Here is an 18,050-nt window from a genome sequence, read left to right as displayed (position 1 = left end):
CCAGATTAGAGGTGACGGGAAAAAGTCACCTCTTGGCGGATTCCCCGGCGGCGGCCTCGGCACGCAGATCGCGGCGCAGTTCCTTCGGCAGTGAGAACTGGATGGACTCCTCGGCGGAGGTGACCACCTGGACATCGGCGTAGCCGCGCTCGGCCAGCCAGTCCAGGACGCCGTCGACCAGGATCTCCGGGACGGACGCGCCGGAGGTGACGCCGACGGTGGTGACGCCGTCCAGCCAGGCGTCGTCGCACTCCTCGGCGAAGTCGACCAGGTACGAGGCGCCGGCGCCGGACTGGAGGGCGACCTCGACCAGCCGGATGGAGTTGGAGGAGTTGCGGGAGCCGACCACGATCAGCAGGTCGGCGTCGGCGGCGATCTGCTTGACCGCGACCTGGCGGTTCTGGGTGGCGTAGCAGATGTCGTCGCTGGGCGGCGAGAGCAGGTTGGGGAAGCGCTCCTTGAGCGCGTCCACGGTTTCCATCGTCTCGTCCACCGACAGGGTGGTCTGGGAGAGCCAGACGACCTTGGACTCGTCGCGGACCTCGACCTTGGCCGCGTCGGCGGGGCCGTCGACCAGGTGCATGTGGTCGGGCGCCTCGCCCATCGTGCCGACGACCTCTTCGTGGCCGTCGTGGCCGATCAGCAGGATGTCGTAGTCGTCCTTGGAGTAGCGGACGGCTTCCTTGTGGACCTTGGTGACCAGCGGGCACGTCGCGTCGATCGAGGCGAGGCTGCGCTGGGCGGCCTCCTCGTGGACGACGGGGGCCACGCCGTGCGCGGAGAAGATCACGATGGCGTTCTCGGGCACCTCGTCCGTCTCGTCGACGAAGATCGCGCCCTTCTTCTCCAGCGTCTGGACCACGTATTTGTTGTGCACGATCTGCTTGCGCACATAGACCGGGGCGCCGTACTGCTCCAGCGCCTTCTCGACGGTGATCACGGCCCGGTCCACGCCCGCGCAGTACCCGCGGGGGGCGGCGAGGAGGACGCGGCGGGGGCTCGTAGCGGCAGTCATGGGGTCCATCGTACGGGGGCGCTGATCGCATACGCGGGGGCGTACGGGAGCACACACCTCCCGGGGCCTGTCGGTGCCGCCGACTACGCTGCGGGCATGGCTCTGAACACCTCGGCGCAGACGCCGATTCCCGTCGGTGAGGTGTCGCGGCTGATCGGCGGCTGGATCGACCGGCTGGGCGCGGTGTGGGTGGAGGGGCAGATCACCCAGTTGTCGCGGCGGCCGGGCGCGGGCGTGGTGTTCATGACGCTGCGCGACCCCTCGCACGACGTGTCGATCACGGTGACGTGCTTCCGCGGTGTCTTCGAGCAGGTCGCGGACGTGGTCGGCGAGGGCGCGCGGGTGGTGATGCACGCCAAGCCCGAGTGGTACGGGCCGCGCGGCCAGCTCTCGCTGCGCGCGGTGGAGATCCGCCCGGTCGGGGTGGGCGAACTGCTGGCGCGCCTGGAGCAGTTGAAGAAGACGCTGGCGGCCGAGGGGCTCTTCGCGCTGGACCGCAAGCGGCCCATACCGTTTCTGCCGCAGCTCATCGGCCTGGTGACCGGCCGCGCCTCGGCGGCCGAGCGGGACGTGCGGGAGAACGCGCGGCTGCGCTGGCCCGCCGTCCGCTTCGAGGTGCGCAATGTGCCGGTGCAGGGCGCGAGCGCGGTGCCGCGGGTGATCGAGGCGGTACGGGAGCTGGACGCGCATCCGGATGTCGATGTGATCGTGGTGGCGCGCGGCGGCGGCAGCGTCGAGGACCTGCTGCCGTTCTCCGACGAGGAGCTGGTGCGTACGGTCGCGGCCTGCCGGACCCCGGTGGTCTCGGCGATCGGCCACGAGCCGGACTCGCCGCTGCTCGACCTGGTCGCCGACCTGCGGGCGTCCACCCCGACCGACGCGGCCAAGCGGATCGTGCCGGATGTGCGCGAGGAGCTGGCGCGCGTCCAGTTGGTACGGGACCGGGCGCTGCGGGTGATGCGCGGGCTGCTGGACCGGGAGGAGCGCGGCCTGGAGGCGGCGCTGAGCCGTCCCTCGATGGCGGCGCCGTACGGGATGGTCGACGGCCGCGCGGCGGAGGTGGCCGACCGGGTGGACCGGGCCCGCCGTACGCTGCGCCATCTGCTGGAGCGCGCCGACGCGGACCTCTCGCACACCCTGGCGCGGGTGGTCGCGCTGTCCCCGGCCGCGACGCTGCGCCGCGGGTACGCGGTGCTCCAGCGCGAGGACGGCTCGGTGGTACGGGACCCGGCGGAGGTGGCCCCGGACGACGCGCTGCGGGCGCGGGTGGCCGAGGGCGACTTCACGGTCCACGTCACCGGCCCTGTCCCACCCCCCGCCTAGGCTTGCCCCCATGGCAGACACGACAGGCAGCACCGATACGGCGGACCGGGAGAGCGGCGGCGCGGCCCTCGGGTACGAACAGGCGCGTGACGAGCTCGTCGATGTCGTACGGCGGCTGGAAGCGGGCGGCGCGACCTTGGAGGAGTCCCTGGCCCTGTGGGAGCGGGGCGAGGAGCTGGCCAAGATCTGCCGCCGCTGGCTGGAGGGCGCGCGGGCCCGGCTGGACGCGGCGCTGGCGGCGGAGGAGGAGGGCGGGGAGGCGGCGGAGGCGCAGGGGGCAGCAGGAGCCGCACAGGAGTGACAGGGGTCACGGTTGCCCCAAGGAATGGTTGAACGTTCACCCAGGTTGCTCGGAGTGTTCCGACGCGCCGCCCCCCGGCGCGCCCCCTCGCACGACCGAAAGACCTGAGGATCCGCATGACTCTCGTGCTCGACACCGCCGCCCAGGACCTGCTCTTCCGTGAGGCCCGCACCGCCAACACGTTCACCGGGGAGCCGGTGACCGACGAGCAGGTCCAGGCCATATACGACCTGGTGAAGTACGCGCCGACCGCGTACAACCAGCAGCCGCTGCGCGTCGTGCTGGCCCGTACCGACGAGGGACGCGAGCGCCTGGTGCGGCACATGAACGAGGGCAACAAGGCGAAGACGTCGACCGCGCCGCTGGTGGCGATCCTGGCCGCGGACAACGAGTTCCACGAGGAGCTGCCCAGCCAGCTCCCGGCCTTTCCGCAGGCCAAGGACGTGTTCTTCACCGAGCGCCCGGTCCGCGAGCAGTCCGCCGCGCTGAACGCCGCACTCCAGGTCGGCTACTTCATCATCGGCGTCCGGGCCGCCGGTCTGGCCGCCGGCCCGATGACCGGCTTCGACGCCGACGGCATCAACAAGGAGTTCTTCGCGGACGGCGAGCACTCGGTGCTGGCCGTGGTCAACATCGGCAAGCCGGGCGAGGCCGCCTGGTACGACCGCAACCCGCGCCTGGCGTACGAGCAGGTCGTGACGACCGTCTGATCCGTACGACCGGCCTCCGGTAGGACGTATGTCCGTATGACCGGCCCCCCGGTAGGACGTATGTCCGTATGACCGGCCCCCCGGTGGGACGTATGTCCGTATGACCGGCTACCGGTTACTGGCCGCCGCGCTCCTTCAGCGCGGCGGCCATCGTCGTCAGCTCCGCGTCCTTGCCGGTGCCCAGCACCACCGTGGTGACGCCCTGCTCCTTGCGGACCAGCGCGTTGTACTTCGGCCCCGCGTAGCGCTCCCAGACCAGGCCGCCCGCGGTGACCGTACGGCCGCCGTCGCGGTGCGCGCCGAAGGTGACGTCCTTGATGTACGGCTCGGCCGCCGCGTTGCTCTGCTCGACGCCCACGTACTGCTCCTCGGGGTCGACGAAGCCGATGTGCCAGGTCACCGCCTGCGGGTCGGCCGCGCTGTAGGTGACCGAGGTGGGCCGCCAGGTCGCGGGCAGCCCCTCGGGCCCCGCCACCTTGTACGGCGCGTCGCGGCGCGCCTGGCCGAGCTCCACCGAGAAGGTGATCGGCTTGGTCGGGTCGGCCTTCGAGTCGTGCGGGATGAACACATAGATGAGGGCGGCGACGGCGCCGATCACCGCCATCGACAGCACCAGGTCCCGCACGGTCTTGTTGCCACGTTTGTCTGCTGCCACCCGACCATCGTCCCCCATGCCGGGAACGGCCCCGGACGCCGGGGTCCGCGCCCTCGACGCGCCCCGGCCCGCAGGGGCCACCAGGCGCTCATGTGACGTGCACCCTGCTCATATTCGCGCCGAACCGATAAGGTCGAAGCACCCTCATATTCCGGCCGTCCTCGTACAGAAAGGTGCGCGTGATGACCGAACAGCATTTGCCGCCCCAGCTCGAAGTGAGCCCGGAGGCCCCCGACCGCAACCTGGCACTGGAACTCGTACGCGTCACCGAGGCCGCCGCCATGGCGGCCGGACGCTGGGTCGGCAGGGGCGACAAGAACGGGGCCGACGGCGCCGCGGTGAACGCGATGCGCACCCTCGTCCACACCGTCTCGATGAACGGCGTCGTCGTGATCGGCGAGGGCGAGAAGGACGAGGCGCCGATGCTCTACAACGGCGAGCGGATCGGCGACGGCACCGGGCCCGAGTGCGATGTCGCCGTCGACCCGGTGGACGGCACGACGCTGACGGCCAAGGGGATGCCGAACGCGGTGGCGGTGCTCGCCGTCGCCGACCGCGGCACCATGTTCGACCCCTCGGCCGTCTTCTACATGGACAAACTGGTGGCCGGTCCCGAGGCCGCCGAGTACGTCGACATCACCGCGCCGCCCGCGGTCAATGTGCGCCGGGTCGCCAAGGCCAAGGGCAGCGCGCCGGAGGACGTCACCGTCGTGGTGCTCGACCGGCCGCGGCACGACGGCATCGTGAAGGAGATCCGCGAGACCGGCGCCCGTATCAAGTTCATCGCCGACGGCGACGTGGCGGGCGCGATCATGGCGGTGCGCGAGGGCACCGGCGTGGACATGCTGCTGGGCATCGGGGGGACACCCGAGGGCATCATCGCGGCCTGCGCGATCACCTGCCTGGGCGGCACGATCCAGGGCAGGCTGTGGCCGAAGGACGACGCCGAGCGGCGCCGGGCACTGGACGCCGGGCACGACCTGGACCGGATTCTGCACACCAAGGACCTGGTCAGCGGCGAGAACGTCTTCTTCGTCGCCACCGGGATCACCGACGGCGAACTGCTGCGCGGGGTGCGGTACCGCGCGGAGACCGCCACCACCTCGTCGCTGGTGATGCGCTCCAAGTCCGGCACGATCCGGCAGATCGACTCCACGCACCGGCTGTCCAAGCTGCGGGCGTACAGCGCGATCGACTTCGACCGGGCGCGCTGAGGCGCTCACTCCCGCGCTTTCGGTACGTCGGCTGCCGCCCGCCGCGGCGCACTCGGGCCCCGTATTCCCGGATGCGGCGCGGCGGGCGGCGATGAGCCGACAAACCGCTGAGCTACTGAACTGCTGGGCTGCTGGGCTGCTGAGCCGTACGGTCAGCCCGCGGCGGCGATCTGCGGGTCGGGGCGCTGGAGTTCGACCTCGCGACGGCGGCGGCGGGCCAGCACCACGCGGCGCTCGGCGGCGGTCATGCCGCCCCACACGCCGTACGGTTCCGGCTGGAGCAGGGCGTGTTCGCGGCATTCGAGCATCACCGGGCAGCGCGCGCACACGCGTTTGGCCGCCTCCTCCCGGGACAGGCGAGCGGCAGTGGGCTCCTTCGACGGGGCGAAGAACAGCCCCGCCTCGTCACTGCGGCAGGCGGCCTCCGAGTGCCAGGGCCCGCCCAGATCCCGCGGATGACCGGGCGGGTAGGCGGTGTCCGTGACGGGCTCGATCGGTTGAAGCACGGGATACTCCTGACGACGGCTCGGCGATTGCCACCCTGGCGCGTCACCGACCACTCCCCCGGCGGGCGCGGATCTCAACGGCGGCAGTGCGGCGGCGTGCTCGAACCCCTACCCGCTGTACGCGACTTCATGCGCACCGTGTTCGCCCCGCGCGAGAGCCGCGCAAGCCTGTGACCTGCGGATGGCGGAAACACGCACGATGCTTGGCGCACTTACGCACCATCAATCACAGCCGTTACGGAGTCGGGGGGCGTGAAACAGCCGCTGCCCGCTCGCCCGCGCACGACGCCGCTCCGCCCCTGCGCCGGAGGCTCCCCCGGCCCGGTCCCGCGCCTCAGCTCTCGAGGTTCTTCTTCGTCCAGTCCTTGACCTTCTTGCCGCGCTTGGCCTTCGCCTCGACGCCGCCCCAGAAGGCGAAGCCGTCGATGCGGACCACCGGCGCGTCGGCGTCCGGCGCCTCGAACGCCTTGACGTCGGAGCCGCCCATGATGCCGACGACTCCGCCGCCGCGCAGCGTCACGTTCTCCGGCAGCTTGACGCTGACGCCGCCCATGATCGCGGTGCAGTGGATGACCAGTTCGGGCGAGGTGAAGGTGGCCTCGGTGAGGTCGATCTCGACGCCGCCCATGATCGCCACCGCGGTGATCCGGTGGCCGACGCGCCAGCGGCCCTTGCGCTCGGCCCCGCCGAGGATGCCGACCAGGTTCGGGTTCTCGCCGCTGGGGTCGGGGGCGTAGTGGTAGCCGCCGCGGGCCGCGGGGGCGGGCGCCGGGGCGGTGGTCCTGCCCACCGGCAGATCCCGTACCAGCGGCTCCAGTTCGCCCATCGTCTTGGCCGCGTAGACCTGGTCGAGCCGCTCGGAGTGCTCCGACGAGTCCAGCCGGCCCTCGGCCAGGGCCTCGCGCAGGATGTCGGCGATTCGGTCCCGGTCCGCGTCCGACGCCCGCAGGTCCGCTTCCGCGGTGGGCTTGCCCGTACGCACCGGCTGGGGCTGCTCTTGCGCGCGTTTCTGGAGCTGCGATTCGTCCACGTCCCTACGGTACACAGACGCGATAGATCGCGACTACCCCGAAGTCTCCCTGAGAGCCCGCGGGACAGGCCCTAAGGGTCCGGCCCGCCCGGCCGGTCGGGGGCGTTCTAGAATCGGGACGCCGCAGCGCTGCCGCCGAGTGAGGAATGCCCCATGCCTGAGTTCGCCTACACGGATCTGCTTCCCCTCGGCGAGGACCCCACCACGTACCGCCTGCTCACCGCGGAGGGCGTCAGTACCTTCGAGGCGGGCGGGCGTACGTTCCTCACGGTCGATCCGGAGGCGCTGCGGCTGCTCGCGGCCGAGGCGATGCACGACATCTCCCACTACCTGCGTCCGACCCACCTCGCGCAGCTCCGCCGCATCCTGGACGACCCGCAGGCGAGCCCCAACGACAAATTCGTCGCGCTCGACCTGCTGAAGAACGCGAACATCGCGGCGGCCGGCGTGCTCCCGATGTGCCAGGACACCGGTACGGCGATCGTCATGGGCAAGCGCGGCCAGCGGGTCCTCACCGCGGGCGGCGACGAGGAGGCGCTCTCGCGCGGGATCTACGACGCCTACACCAAGCTCAATCTGCGCTACTCGCAGATGGCCCCGCTGACGATGTGGGACGAGAAGAACACCGGCTCCAACCTGCCCGCGCAGATCGAGCTGTACGCGACGGACGGCGGCGCGTACAAGTTCCTCTTCATGGCCAAGGGCGGTGGCAGCGCCAACAAGTCCTTCCTCTACCAGGAGACGAAGGCGGTGCTCAACGAGGCGTCGATGATGAAGTTCCTTGAGGAGAAGATCCGTTCGCTGGGTACGGCGGCCTGTCCGCCGTACCACCTGGCGATCGTGGTGGGCGGGACCAGCGCCGAATTCGCCCTGAAGACGGCCAAGTACGCCTCCGCGCACTACCTGGACGAGCTGCCCGCCGAGGGCTCGGCGGCCGGACACGGCTTCCGGGACAAGGAGTTGGAGCAGAAGGTCTTCGAGCTGACGCAGCGGATCGGGATCGGGGCCCAGTTCGGCGGGAAGTACTTCTGCCACGACGTGCGGGTGGTGCGGCTGCCGCGGCACGGCGCGTCGTGCCCGGTCGCCATCGCCGTGTCCTGCTCGGCGGACCGGCAGGCGCTGGCGAAGATCACCGCCGAGGGTGTCTTCCTGGAGCAGTTGGAGACGGACCCGGCGCGTTTCCTGCCGGAGACCACCGACGAGCATCTGGACGACGACGTCGTACACGTCGATCTCAACCGGCCGATGGACGAGATCCGCGCCGAGCTGACCAAGTACCCGGTCAAGACCCGGCTTTCGCTGTCCGGGCCGCTGGTCGTGGCCCGCGACATCGCGCACGCCAAGATCAAGGAGCGGCTCGACGCGGGCGAGGAGATGCCGCAGTACCTGCGCGACCACGCCGTCTACTACGCGGGCCCGGCCAAGACCCCCGAGGGGTACGCCTCCGGCTCCTTCGGGCCGACCACCGCGGGCCGGATGGACGCCTACGTCGAGCAGTTCCAGGCCGCGGGCGGCTCCTTCGTGATGCTCGCCAAGGGCAACCGCAGCAAGCAGGTCACCGACGCGTGCGCCGCCCACGGCGGCTTCTACCTCGGCTCCATCGGCGGCCCCGCCGCCCGCCTCGCCCAGGACTGCATCAAGCGGGTGGACGTCCTCGAATACGCCGAACTCGGCATGGAAGCCGTCTGGAAGATCGAGGTCGAGGACTTCCCCGCCTTCGTCGTCGTGGACGACAAGGGCAACGACTTCTTCCAGGACCCTTCCCCCTCCCCCACCTTCACCACCATCCCCCGCCGCCAAAACGCCTGACCCCTGCGGGAAGCCCGCAGACCACGGCCCTGCCACCACCCCGCGCGGGGGGCGCGGCAGCCGCGGCGGCGGCAGCGGCGTACGCGCCCGGCGCGGGAACGGGGCGGGTGCCGGTGCCGCCCTGCGGGAAGCTCTCGGCGTACAGACCTGCCACCCGACGGCGGGTACGCCCCCTGGGGGGGCGGTGAGGTAGCCGGAGCCCCGGCAGCCCGCGGACGCGGACGGCGCGCGCGGGAATCGGGTGCGGGCTCGGACGGCGCGCGCGGGAGCGTTGCCGGTGGTCCCATGGCGAGGGTGACGCCACCCGCCCGCGCCTCAGGCGCGGCCCGGCGGGGCGACCGCCACGTACGCCAGCGCGCGGCGCCGCGGCGCCGGGGGGTGATTGGTACAGGCCAAGGGCGGGGCTCCGCCCCGGGGGGTGGACCTTCACGAAATCCGCAAGAAGTGGAGGGCTCGCAGGCCAGGGTGGTCGGGGGGTGGCGGAATGCCCGGCTCGCGCAGAGGGGGCGATTCATCAACCGTTGACATGTCCTTAGCGGGAGCGGAACATTCCGTACCTGGGAGAGCGCTCTCCCAACTGACGGCCCGTCATGACGCCTGCCGCCACGTCGTGCCGTCAGCCCCCCATGCGCACCATCAAGCAGGAGGTCTCCATGGCACGGAGGACCAGAAGGATCCCAGGGCTGCTCATAGCCCTGTCACTGGCCGCGACCGGACTCGGTATCGGCGGGGTCGCGATGACGACCGGAAACGCTTCCGCCAGCACACCGGCGGCTGCGAGCGGCACCGCCGACCACGCCGGGATGCCCGGCATGGCGATGCCGCTGGCCGGCAACGGAATGGCGTCAGGCGACGACCCGGACGGCGACGGCTACATCATGGCGAACCCGCCGGTCACCGGCGTGACGCCCTCGACGTACGAGCCGCCGCACGCGTATTTCCACGAGTTCCAGGCCCAGTGCGCCCCCACGCACACGGCGCCGGACGACCCGATCGTCTTCCCGGGCCAGCCGGGGGCGTCGCACGACCACACCTTCATGGGCAACACCAGCACGAACGGCAACTCCACGACGGCCTCGCTGGAGACCGGTAACACGGTGTGTCTGGCGCCCGGCGACAAGTCGGCGTACTGGATGCCGAGTCTGTTCAACGGCACCCAGAAGATCCTGCCGGTCGGCACGCAGACGATCTACTACAAGTCCGCGATCAACGACTACACCAGCGTGCGCCCGTTCCCCAAGGGCCTGCGCTTCGTGGTCGGCAGCCCGACGCAGACGCAGTCGGAGTTCCAGAACCTCAAGGGCACCGTCGAGGGCTGGGAGTGCGGGAACAGTTACCACAACTGGAACATCCCGGTGAGCTGCCCCAACACGCCTGACACGCAGCTCAACATCCGCCTCCAGGCCCCGAGTTGCTGGGACGGCATCCACCTCGACGTGCCGGACCACAAGAGCCACATGGCCTACCCGGTCGCCGGCGGCGCCAACGCGAACGTCTGCCCGGCCGACCACCCGGTCGCCCTGCCGATGATCGAGTTCAAGATGGCCTGGCCGGTGAACGGCGACATGTCGCAGGTCCACCTCTCCAGCGGCCAGGGCTTCTCCTTCCACTACGACTTCTTCAACGACTGGGACGCCCCGACCCTCAACGCGCTGGTCACCCACTGCATCAACGGTGGACTCCAGTGCGACGCCCGCGGTTACGACCAGTCGCAGCCCCAGAAGGGTGCGGCTCTGAACCAGAACTACCAACTGCCGTAAGCCCGGACACCGCGCTCTCCCGCGCGGGCCGGGCTTTACCCGACCCCGTGGGAGAGCGCTCTCCGGAAACCTGTCCCCCCAACACACAGGTGATCTATGAACAGCCCCGCACTTCCCCCCTCTCACCCCCCCACAAGCAGCACGACCGGCACACCCGGCTCACCGGCCACCTCCGTCTTCTCCCGGCGCGCGGCCCTCGGCGCGCTGGCGGCCCTCGCGGCCACCCCGGTACTGGCGGGCCGCGCCTCGGCGGGCACCGCGTCCGGCGCTCCCGGCGCGTCCAGCGCGAGCGGTACGAAGGCCGGTACGCGCGCCGCCGCCGCGGACCCCGACTTCGGCCCCAACGTCCTGGTCTTCGACCCCTCGATGCCGATCGCCGACATCCAGGCGAAGGTCTCGGACGTCTTCCGCCGCCAGGAGTCCAACCAGTTCGGCACCGACCGCTTCGCGCTGTTCTTCAAGCCGGGCACGTACGAAGGACTCGACGTCAACGTCGGCTTCTACACCCACGTCGCCGGGCTCGGCCTGTCCCCCGACGACGTCGACATCCACGGCCTGGTGCACGTCGAGGCCGACTGGATGCAGGGCAACGCCACGCAGAACTTCTGGCGCAGCGCCGAGAACCTGTCGGTCACCCCGACCGGCGGCTCCAACCGCTGGGCGGTCTCGCAGGCCGCCCCGCTGCGCCGCGTGCACATCCGCGGCGAGGTCCCGCTGTGGAACGGCTACGACGGCTGGTCCAGCGGCGGCTTCATGGCCGACTGCAAGGTGGACGGCCGGGTCGTGTCCGGCTCCCAGCAGCAGTGGCTGACCCGGAACAGCGCGCTCGGCGAATGGGCCGGTTCCGTATGGAACATGGTCTTCGTCGGCGTGGACGGCGCGCCGCCGCAGAACTTCCCCGACCCCTCCCACACGGTGGTCGACAGCGCCCCGGTGATCCGGGAGAAGCCCTTCTTGTACGTGGACGGGTCCGGCGCGTACCAGGTGTTCGTGCCCGCGCTGCACAGCAACGCCCGCGGGGTGACCTGGAACGGCGGCGCGCAGGGCGAGTCGATCCCGCTGACCGACTTCCACATCGCCAAGCCGGGCGACTCGGCGGCCACCATCAACTCCGCGCTGGCGCAGGGCAAGCACCTGCTGGTCACACCGGGTGTGTACGCGCTCGACCAGACCGTGGAGGTGACGCGCGCGGGCACGGTCGTACTGGGCCTGGGCATCGCCACGCTGCTGCCGGACAACGGCATCACCGCGCTGTCCGTCGCCGACGTCGACGGCGTGAAGATCTCCGGGCTGCTGATCGACGCGGGCGCCACGAATTCCGCGGTGCTGGTCCGCGTCGGACCGCAGGGCGCCAGCGGCGGCCACGCGGGCGACCCGACGCTCCTCCAGGACGTGTTCGTGCGGATCGGCGGCGCGCAGGCCGGCAAGGCCACCGTCAGCGTCGAGATCAACAGCTCCGACGTGATCGGCGACAACCTGTGGCTGTGGCGGGCCGACCACGGCAGCGGTGTCGGCTGGGACGTCAACACCAGTGACACGGGCCTGGTCGTCAACGGCGCGCGCGTCACGATGTACGGCCTGTTCGTGGAGCACCACCAGAAGACCGAGGTGCTCTGGAACGGCGACGCCGGACGGACGTACTTCTTCCAGAACGAGATGCCGTACGACCCGCCCAACCAGGCCGCCTGGATGGACGGTTCGCGGCACGGCTACGCCGCCTACCAGGTGGCGGACTCGGTCTCCTCGCACGAGGCGTGGGGTCTTGGCAGCTACTGCCTGTTCCTCGCGGACCCGAGCGTCGTCGCCGACAGCGCCCTGCTGGTGCCGAACACGTCCGGGGTGCGGCTGCACGACATGGTCACCGTCTCGCTCGGCAACGACGGGACGATCAGCCATGTCGTCAACGAGACCGGTGACCCGGTGAACAACACCAACTCCGGTATCTCCTACCTGGTGAGCTACCCGTGACCCCCTCGGAGGACGAGATGCGCGCACATGTGATCAGGAGGACGGCCAGGCGCGGCCTGGCGCCCCTCGCGGTGGCGGCACTGGTCGCGGCGGGACTCGCCGTCGTGCAGGCCCCGGCCGCGCAGGCGGCGGGCAGCGTGGTCAAGGTGACCGGCTCGCAGGGCAATTGGCAGCTCACCGTGGACGGCGCCCCGTACACCGTGAAGGGTCTGACGTGGGGTCCGCAGCCCTCGCAGGCCGCGGCGGACCTGCCGGACGTGGCGCGGATGGGCGTCAACACGATCCGTACGTGGGGCACGGACGCGAGCAGCGCGCCGCTGTTCGACGCGGCGGCGGCCAACGGCATCAAGGTGATCGCCGGTTTCTGGCTCCAGCCGGGCGGCGGTCCTGGCTCGGGCGGCTGTGTCGACTACCTGACGGACACGACGTACAAGAACAACATGCTCGCGGAGTTCCCGAAGTGGGTGAACACCTACAAGGACAACCCGGGCGTGCTGATGTGGGATGTCGGCAACGAGTCGGTGCTGGGCCTCCAGAACTGCTACAGCGGTGACCAGTTGGAGCAGGAGCGCAACGCGTACACCTCGTACGTCAACGAGTTGTCGAAGGCGGTGCACGCGGCGGACCCGAACCACCCGGTGACGTCGACCGACGCGTGGACGGGCGCGTGGCCGTACTACAAGCGCAACACCCCGGACCTGGACCTGCTGGCGGTCAACTCCTACAAGGACGTCTGCAACGTCAAGTCGGCGTGGGAGAGCGGCGGTTACGACAAGCCGTACATCATCACCGAGGGCGGCCCCTCCGGTTCGTGGGAGGTGCCGAACGACGCGAACGGTGTGGCGGACGAGCCCACCGACCAGCAGAAGGCGGACGGTTACACCAACGCCTGGAACTGCGTGGCCGGTCACCCGGGTGTGGCGCTGGGCGCCACGCTCTTCCACTACGGCAACGAGGACGACTTCGGCGGCATCTGGTTCAACCTGGTGCCCGACGGCCTGAAGCGGCCCTCGTACTACGCGGTCAAGCGCGCGTACGGCGGGAACACCTCGGGTGACAACCTGCCGCCGCTGGTGACCGACATGACGGTGGACAACGCCACTTCGGGCGTGCCCGCGGGCGGCACGGTGACGCTCCACACCTCGACCTCCGACCCGGAGAACGACCCGATCACGTACCAGGTGCTGTTCAGCAGCATCTACATCGACAACAACGGCGCGCTCACCCCGGCCGCGACCACGCAGAACGGCGGCACGCTGACGGCGAAGGCGCCGGAGAAGGTGGGCGTGTACGAGGCGTATGTGCGCGCCACCGACAACCACGGCAATGTCAGCTACGGCTCCAAGTCGGTGCGGATCGTGCCGCCGAAGCCGAACGGCACGAATGTCGCGCTCAACAAGCCCGCGACGGCCTCCACGTACCAGACCGACCCGACCGGCGGCTGCCCGTGCACGCCGTCGAACGCGGTGGACGGCAACGCCGCGACCCGCTGGTCGAGCGACTGGAGCGACCCGCAGTGGATCCAGGTCGACCTGGGCGCCCGCACGAGTTTCAACCATGTGCAGCTCTCCTGGGAGGCGGCGTACGCCAAGGCGTACGACATCCAGACCTCCGACGACGGGCAGAACTGGACGACGGTGAAGTCCGTGACCGACGGCAACGGTGACATCGACGATCTCGACGTCTCCGGCACCGGCCGCTATGTGCGCCTGACGGGCACGCAGCGCGGCACGGGTTACGGGTACTCGCTGTACGAATTCGGCGTCTACAACTAAGCGGAGAGGAGGTGCGCTCATGTCGGACTCCCTGATCGGCTCGGACTCCCGCATCGACCGGGCCCAGCCGTACGCGCTCAGCCTGTTCCGTATCGTCGTCGGGCTCCTGTTCACCTGCCACGGTGTGGCGTCGCTCTTCGGCGTGCTCGGCACGGCCGAGTTGTCGGCGGGCCGGTGGCCGGGGTGGTACGCGGCGCTGATCCAGCTCGTCGGCGGGGTGCTGGTGCTGTTCGGCCTGGCGACCAGGCCGGCCGCGCTGATCGGCTCGGGGTCGATGGCGTTCGCGTACTTCGACGTCCATCAGCACCGGGGGCTGCTGCCGATCGAGAACGGCGGTGAGGCGGCGGTCTTCTTCTGCTGGACGCTGCTGCTGATCGTCTTCTCGGGGCCGGGCGTCCTGGCGCTGGACCGGCTGCTCGCGGACCGCAGGTCGGCCGCGCGGGCGGCGCTCGACGCGCAGGAGGCGCAGGACGGGGGGAACGGCCGGCTGGCCATGCCCGCCTGAGGCTGCTCGCGGATCTCACGCGGGCCCGTACGGGCTCGTACGGGCTCGTACGGCTCCGCGCGGATTCGGCCGATCTCGCCACGGGGAGACAGTGCCCGGGAACACCCAGGTGTTCCCGGGCACTGTTATAGACATGAGCGAATACCGGATCGAGCACGACTCGATGGGCGAGGTACGGGTGCCCGCCGAGGCGAAGTGGCGGGCGCAGACGCAGCGCGCGGTGGAGAACTTCCCGATCTCGGGGCAGCGGATCGAGCGGGCGCACATCGCGGCGCTGGCCCGGATCAAGGCCGCCGCCGCGAAGGTCAACGCGGAGCTGGGCGTCCTGGACGAGGACACCGCCGAGGCGATCCGGGAGGCCGCGGCCGAGGTCGCCGAGGGCCGCTGGGACGAGCACTTCCCGGTGGACGTCTTCCAGACCGGTTCCGGCACCTCCTCCAACATGAACACCAACGAGGTGATCGCCACCCTGGCCACCGAGCGCCTGGGCCGTGACGTCCACCCCAACGACCACGTCAACGCCTCGCAGTCGTCCAACGACGTCTTCCCGTCCTCCATCCACATCGCGGCGACCGCGGCGGTGACCGGCGACCTGATTCCGGCGCTCACCCGTCTGGCGGAGTCCCTGGAGGCGAAGGCCGCGGAATTCGCGACCGTCGTGAAGGCGGGCCGCACGCACCTGATGGACGCCACGCCGGTCACCCTCGGCCAGGAGTTCGGCGGCTACGCGGCGCAGGTGCGGTACGGGATCGAGCGGCTACGGTCGTCGCTGCCGCGACTGGCGGAGCTGCCGCTGGGCGGCACGGCGGTGGGCACCGGCATCAACACCCCGGCGGGCTTCCCCGCCGCGGTGATCGCGGAGGTGGCCCGCGCGACCGGGCTGCCGCTGACCGAGGCCCGCGACCACTTCGAGGCGCAGGGCGCCAGGGACGGCATCGTCGAGACCTCGGGGCAGCTGCGGACGATCGCGGTCGGCCTCACCAAGATCGCCAACGACCTGCGCTGGATGTCCTCGGGGCCGCGTACCGGACTGTCCGAGATCGCGCTGCCCGACCTTCAGCCCGGCTCGTCGATCATGCCGGGCAAGGTCAATCCGGTGATCCCGGAGGCGGTGCTGATGGTGGCGGCGCAGGTGACGGGCAATGACACGGCCATCTCGGTGGCGGGCGCGGCGGGCAACTTCGAGCTGAACGTGATGCTGCCGGTGATCGCCCGCAACATCCTGGAGTCGGTCCGGCTGCTCGCCAACGTCACGCGGCTGCTGGCGGACCGCACGGTGGACGGGATCACGGCGAACGCCGAGCGGGCCCGCGAGTACGCCGAGTCCTCGCCTTCGGTCGTCACACCGCTGAACCGTTACATCGGGTACGAGGAGGCCGCGAAGGTCGCGAAGAAGGCGCTGGCGGAGCGGAAGACGATCCGCGAGGTGGTGATCGAGTCCGGTTACGTCGAGCGCGGTCTGCTGTCCGAAACGCAGCTCGACGAGGCGCTGGACGTTCTGCGGATGACGCATCCGTAACAGTGCTTCCGTAAACTCTGTTCATGACAGCCGAAGCCGATCTCTCGACCCGCGCCGGGGAGCGCCACTTCTGGACGCCCGGCGCGCAGGTGCTGTGGCGTTACCGGGGGAACGGCACGGACGCGGTGCACATCTGCCGTCCGGTGACCGTGGTGCGCGACGACGCGGAGCTGCTCGCGGTGTGGATGGCGCCCGGTACGGCGTGTGTGAAGCCGGTGCTGGCGGACGGGACGCCGGTGCACCGGGAGCCGCTGGCGAGCCGGTACGTGAAGCCGCGGGCGGCACGGGTCGAGCAGTGGTGGGGCGCCGGGGTGCTGAAGCTGGCGCGGCCGGGCGAGCCGTGGTCGGTGTGGCTGTTCTGGGAGCCCGGGTGGCGGTTCAAAAGTTGGTATGTGAACCTTGAGGAACCTCGTCGGCGCTGGTCGGGAGGGGTGGACTCGGTGGATCACTTCCTCGACATCTCGGTCCACCCGGACCGCTCCTGGCGCTGGCTGGACGAGGACGAGTTCGCGCAGGCGCAGGCGGACGGGCTGATGCCGGCGGAGCTGGCGGGGCGGGTGCAGCGGGCCGGTGAGCGCGCGGCCGGGGTGGTCAGGGCCTGGGGTCCGCCGTTCTGTGACGGCTGGGAGGACTGGCGGCCCGACCCGGCGTGGCCGGTGCCCGCGCTGCCGCCGGACTGGGACCGGCGGCCGTCGTAGAGCGGCGGGACGAGCCGGGGGTACGGCCGCGGTGCGTACGGTAGGGGGCGTAAGCGGGCGTAAGCCGTGGGGGACGGGAGTGAACCTCCGAGCCCCTTGTTGCGTCCCTGACCCCCAACCGTAGGATCGTGCTCCGGAACACTGCGCAATTGCCGATCGCGGCCTAGAGTTTGACGCTACGTCACAGCGACGCGACACAGCCATTCGTACAGCCATTCAGCAGCAGCCATCCAGCAGCAGTCAGGGAGGCCCGGAGCGGTGGGAACCGGCGGCTACGAGCACATGGGGATCCCCCCTGCCGACGATCACGAGGATCAGGGCAGGGACCGTACCGGCCAGGCCGAGGCGTTCGACGCGATCGGCGACCGGTACGACGAAGCGTTCCCGCACAAGGACGGCCAGGTCAGGGCCGGTGAATGGCTCATCGAGACGCTGCCCGCCGGTGCCCGCGTGCTGGACCTCGGCTGCGGTACGGGACTGCCGACCGCGCGCCAGTTCACCGACGCGGGGCTGCGGGTGACCGGCGTGGACCTGTCGTCCGGGATGCTCGCGCAGGCGCGGGTGAACGCGCCCGAGGCCGACTTCGTCCAGGCCGACTTCGCCGACCTCACCGAGGGCGGGCCGCTGGCGCCGGGAAGTTTCACGGCGGTCGCCGCGTTCTTCTCGCTGCTCATGCTGCCCAAGGACGAGATCCCCGGCACCTTGCGGGCGGTCCACGCCCTGTTGGAGCCCGGCGGCCTGCTCGCCGTGTCGATGGTGGAAGCCGATCTGGACAATGTGCCGATTCCGTTCCTCGGTCACACCATCCGGGTATCGGGTTATCTAAGGGATGAACTGCGCCATGTCGTGGTGGACGCGGGCTTCGAGGTGATCAAGGAGGATTCGTACGCCTACGCACCGGCGAGCACCGACGTGCCGCCGGAGGAGCAGATCTTCCTCTCCTGCCGACGCGCCTGACCAGGCCCGACCCGCCGCGGCCAGCGCGTGGCGCACAGACGGATGGAACGACTCGCGTGACCACGGACCCGCCCCGTACGCCCAGGAACCACGCCGCGCCTCCACCGGACCCGCGTGGCGGCTTCGCCGTGCCCGAGACGCCTCCGGGACCGAGCACCGCTTCGGGCATCGGCTCGAACGCGGGGCACCACGAGCTGCCCCGCGCCGCCCGCGACTTCGAGTCGGCGCGCGGTCTGGCCTCGGCGGCCTCCGCCACGCCCCCGCGCCCCGGCGGGGCCCGCCCGCACGACGAGAACGAGCCGGAG

General features: G+C 70.7%; 16 protein-coding genes and 1 pseudogene. 13 read left to right on the top strand and 4 right to left on the bottom strand.

Going from position 1 to position 18,050, the window contains the following annotated elements:
• Positions 1–25: 25 nt before the first annotated feature.
• A complete protein-coding gene (locus BGM09_RS10920; protein WP_188281305.1) occupies positions 26–1,024 on the bottom strand; it encodes a 4-hydroxy-3-methylbut-2-enyl diphosphate reductase in 999 nt (332 codons plus the stop codon).
• Between the two features lie 87 nt (positions 1,025–1,111).
• Between BGM09_RS10920 and xseA the strand changes: the two genes are divergently transcribed.
• The 3 genes from xseA (at position 1,112) to BGM09_RS10905 (ending at position 3,349) form a co-directional block, all read left to right on the top strand.
• Positions 1,112–2,338, top strand: a complete 1,227-nt coding sequence (gene xseA, locus BGM09_RS10915) for an exodeoxyribonuclease VII large subunit (RefSeq protein ID WP_188281304.1) — start codon at positions 1,112–1,114, stop codon at positions 2,336–2,338.
• 10 nt (positions 2,339–2,348) lie between these two features.
• Complete coding sequence (locus tag BGM09_RS10910; RefSeq protein ID WP_188281303.1) at positions 2,349–2,639, top strand: exodeoxyribonuclease VII small subunit; 291 nt, start codon at positions 2,349–2,351, stop codon at positions 2,637–2,639.
• Positions 2,640–2,755: 116 nt separating this feature from the next.
• Entirely contained in the window at positions 2,756–3,349 is a 594-nt protein-coding gene (locus BGM09_RS10905) for a malonic semialdehyde reductase (RefSeq protein WP_188281302.1), read from the top strand.
• A 115-nt stretch (positions 3,350–3,464) separates the two neighbouring features.
• Here BGM09_RS10905 and BGM09_RS10900 read toward each other — a convergent pair whose 3' ends face one another.
• Entirely contained in the window at positions 3,465–4,004 is a 540-nt protein-coding gene (locus BGM09_RS10900) for a DUF4245 domain-containing protein (protein ID WP_317452641.1), read from the bottom strand.
• A 182-nt stretch (positions 4,005–4,186) separates the two neighbouring features.
• On the opposite strand from BGM09_RS10900, the gene glpX reads away from it, so the two are divergent.
• A complete protein-coding gene (glpX, locus tag BGM09_RS10895; protein WP_188281300.1) occupies positions 4,187–5,218 on the top strand; it encodes a class II fructose-bisphosphatase in 1,032 nt (343 codons plus the stop codon).
• Between the two features lie 152 nt (positions 5,219–5,370).
• Here the strand turns inward: glpX and BGM09_RS10890 are convergent, their stop codons facing one another.
• Positions 5,371–5,724, bottom strand: a complete 354-nt coding sequence (locus BGM09_RS10890) for a WhiB family transcriptional regulator (protein ID WP_188281299.1) — start codon at positions 5,722–5,724, stop codon at positions 5,371–5,373.
• 334 nt (positions 5,725–6,058) lie between these two features.
• Positions 6,059–6,754, bottom strand: a complete 696-nt coding sequence (locus BGM09_RS10885) for a DUF1707 domain-containing protein (RefSeq protein ID WP_188281298.1) — start codon at positions 6,752–6,754, stop codon at positions 6,059–6,061.
• Positions 6,755–6,907: 153 nt separating this feature from the next.
• Between BGM09_RS10885 and BGM09_RS10880 the strand changes: the two genes are divergently transcribed.
• The 9 genes and pseudogenes from BGM09_RS10880 to BGM09_RS10840 form a co-directional block, all read left to right on the top strand.
• Positions 6,908–8,563, top strand: a complete 1,656-nt coding sequence (locus tag BGM09_RS10880) for a fumarate hydratase (RefSeq protein ID WP_188281297.1) — start codon at positions 6,908–6,910, stop codon at positions 8,561–8,563.
• A 653-nt stretch (positions 8,564–9,216) separates the two neighbouring features.
• Complete coding sequence (locus tag BGM09_RS10875; protein WP_188281296.1) at positions 9,217–10,323, top strand: DUF1996 domain-containing protein; 1,107 nt, start codon at positions 9,217–9,219, stop codon at positions 10,321–10,323.
• Positions 10,324–10,419: 96 nt separating this feature from the next.
• Positions 10,420–12,291 (top strand): adenylyl cyclase, encoded by a 1,872-nt coding sequence (locus BGM09_RS10870; RefSeq protein WP_188281295.1) that lies wholly within the window; start codon positions 10,420–10,422, stop codon positions 12,289–12,291.
• Between the two features lie 17 nt (positions 12,292–12,308).
• Positions 12,309–14,066 (top strand): discoidin domain-containing protein, encoded by a 1,758-nt coding sequence (locus BGM09_RS10865; protein ID WP_188281333.1) that lies wholly within the window; start codon positions 12,309–12,311, stop codon positions 14,064–14,066.
• Positions 14,067–14,085: 19 nt separating this feature from the next.
• On the top strand, positions 14,086–14,571 hold the full coding sequence (locus tag BGM09_RS10860) for a DoxX family protein (protein ID WP_188281294.1): 486 nt from the start codon (positions 14,086–14,088) through the stop codon (positions 14,569–14,571).
• 133 nt (positions 14,572–14,704) lie between these two features.
• Positions 14,705–16,090 carry a class II fumarate hydratase gene (locus BGM09_RS10855; RefSeq protein WP_188281293.1) on the top strand — a complete coding sequence of 462 codons (1,386 nt, stop codon included), beginning with the start codon at positions 14,705–14,707 and terminating at the stop codon, positions 16,088–16,090.
• A 23-nt stretch (positions 16,091–16,113) separates the two neighbouring features.
• Positions 16,114–16,788 carry a DUF402 domain-containing protein gene (locus tag BGM09_RS10850; RefSeq protein WP_188281292.1) on the top strand — a complete coding sequence of 225 codons (675 nt, stop codon included), beginning with the start codon at positions 16,114–16,116 and terminating at the stop codon, positions 16,786–16,788.
• Positions 16,789–17,070: 282 nt separating this feature from the next.
• Entirely contained in the window at positions 17,071–17,745 is a 675-nt protein-coding gene (locus BGM09_RS10845) for a class I SAM-dependent DNA methyltransferase (RefSeq protein WP_188281332.1), read from the top strand.
• A 56-nt stretch (positions 17,746–17,801) separates the two neighbouring features.
• Positions 17,802–18,050, top strand: a pseudogene (locus BGM09_RS10840) (hypothetical protein); the annotation flags it as partial.

This window comes from Streptomyces sp. CBMA29 (assembly GCF_014596445.1).
Classification (GTDB): Bacteria; Actinomycetota; Actinomycetes; order Streptomycetales; family Streptomycetaceae; genus Actinacidiphila.
The sequence above is the reverse complement of the archived record's forward strand: the minus strand, read 5'-3'. Positions and strand labels throughout refer to the sequence as shown.